A 1,577-nucleotide genomic window follows, 5' to 3' on the forward strand; every position below is an offset into this window, starting at 1 on the left:
CCCGTCCTTGAAGTCCTGATCGAACTTCCGTCGCGTCTCTGCCATCGCCGTCCCCCTTTAAGGCGATGTCTCTACGTTACGAGGGGAAGCCCAATACGTGACGCACGATAACGGATCTTTTCTGGGGCGCTGTGCGCCCTGGACAAGGCCTAGTCTTCCCGAAGACATCCCACATCGCCAAGCCGTCAAGGGTTGAGCCCAAGTGACCGATCAGCAGATTGTTGACGGCGTTCGGGGGGCAGTTCACCTATCGGCGTGAGGTGCCCAGCGTTCTCCGGGCAGCTTCCTGATGATCGCTTCATGATGCGAGCCGCCGGCTCAGGTGCTCGTTGTGGACCCCAAGCGGGGTCCGGAGCCCGCTCCACCCAGCGCGGCCCCGTCGAAAACGTCGGTGACGCCCGCGACGTCCAGCAACCGCACTCCGTCGTAGACCACCACGACGACCTGTCGATCCATGCCTCCAGCTTGGGGTCCACACCCATGTGGCGGAAACGCCGCACACCCCACAGATCAAGCCATACCTCGGAAGAGCTAGAACCCGTGCTTGGCGAGCATCATCCGGCGGGGCCGGTGGCTGATGGAGGGGAAGAGCACCGTGAGGGCGAGTCCTGCGGCCAAGATCGAGCCCATCCACAGCAGCAGGTACGGCGGCGGAAAGGCACTGCTGATCGATGTATCGCCTTCGTAGTGCGAAACGACGGCGTAAACCGCCTGGAAAGCGAGCAGCTGGAGCGGGAAGCCGAGAAGCCGACGGCAGAGATAGAACCGGCCCATGATGTCGTCACGGGCGAACTCACGGTGTGCCTCGGGTAGCCGCTTGTCGTAGAGACGATAGGCCAGCCATCGCAGCAGCGGTGGGCGGGTCCGCAACCGGGTGGCGAGACCGCCCCGGACGACATCAACGGACTCCCGCAGGGACGGCGCGGAACGGCCGGGCTCCGCGCATTCGAGCATGGTGGTCAGCAATTCCTCCTCACGGCCGCGGCGGTATCGGGGAGGGTAGGAGCGCAGCAGCAGGCGGCAGCGGTCTTCATAGGTCATGGTTCATCCAGCCTGGGGTGTGATGCGGGGGGACAACAGCCTCTGGCGAGCCCGCGCGGCCAGCGCGGCGAGCCGTTCGGTCTCAGCGGTCAGGACTTCGCGGCCCAGCCCGCTGAGCCGGTAGTAACGGCGGAACCGGCCGTCGACGACCTCTTCGTGATCCAGGACCACCAGGCCGTCGGCACCCAGGCGATCTAGCGCCCCGTACAGGGTGCCGGCGCCGAGCTTCACGCGCTCGTCCGACAGCTCCCGAACCGCTGTGATGATGCCGTAGCCGTACAGAGGATCAGGGGCCAGTGCCAGCAGGATCAGATAGCTCTGCTCCCGCAGCGGAGTCGACTTCATTCTCAACATATATCGCTGAGCGATATATAACGCAAGGGCTTAAAGTGACCCCCGTCAGACGGTCGATGGCGCCCGCGACGTCCAGCAACCGCACCCCTAGCTTGATCTTTAACCCGTACGTCGTGGACGCGGGTTAGTGGATTTCTTGGTTCTTGGCTTCGTTGTGCTGGTCTTCGCGCTGGTCAGTCCGG

General features: G+C 64.1%; 3 protein-coding genes. All 3 read right to left on the reverse strand.

The features are described from left to right. Nucleotides 1–318: 318 nt before the first annotated feature. Nucleotides 319–456 carry a hypothetical protein gene (locus tag ACFY2X_RS47300; RefSeq protein WP_389952046.1) on the reverse strand — a complete coding sequence of 46 codons (138 nt, stop codon included), beginning with the start codon at nucleotides 454–456 and terminating at the stop codon, nucleotides 319–321. 75 nt (nucleotides 457–531) lie between these two features. Beyond that, nucleotides 532–1,041 carry a hypothetical protein gene (locus ACFY2X_RS47305; RefSeq protein ID WP_389952048.1) on the reverse strand — a complete coding sequence of 170 codons (510 nt, stop codon included), beginning with the start codon at nucleotides 1,039–1,041 and terminating at the stop codon, nucleotides 532–534. Nucleotides 1,042–1,044: 3 nt separating this feature from the next. Then, the gene (locus tag ACFY2X_RS47310) at nucleotides 1,045–1,386 is read right to left on the reverse strand and encodes a PadR family transcriptional regulator (RefSeq protein WP_389952050.1); all 342 of its coding nucleotides are present in this window, start codon (nucleotides 1,384–1,386) and stop codon (nucleotides 1,045–1,047) included. Nucleotides 1,387–1,577 lie beyond the last annotated feature (191 nt).

The organism is Streptosporangium sp. NPDC000396 (genome assembly GCF_042898655.1).
GTDB lineage: Bacteria > Actinomycetota > Actinomycetes > Streptosporangiales > Streptosporangiaceae > Streptosporangium.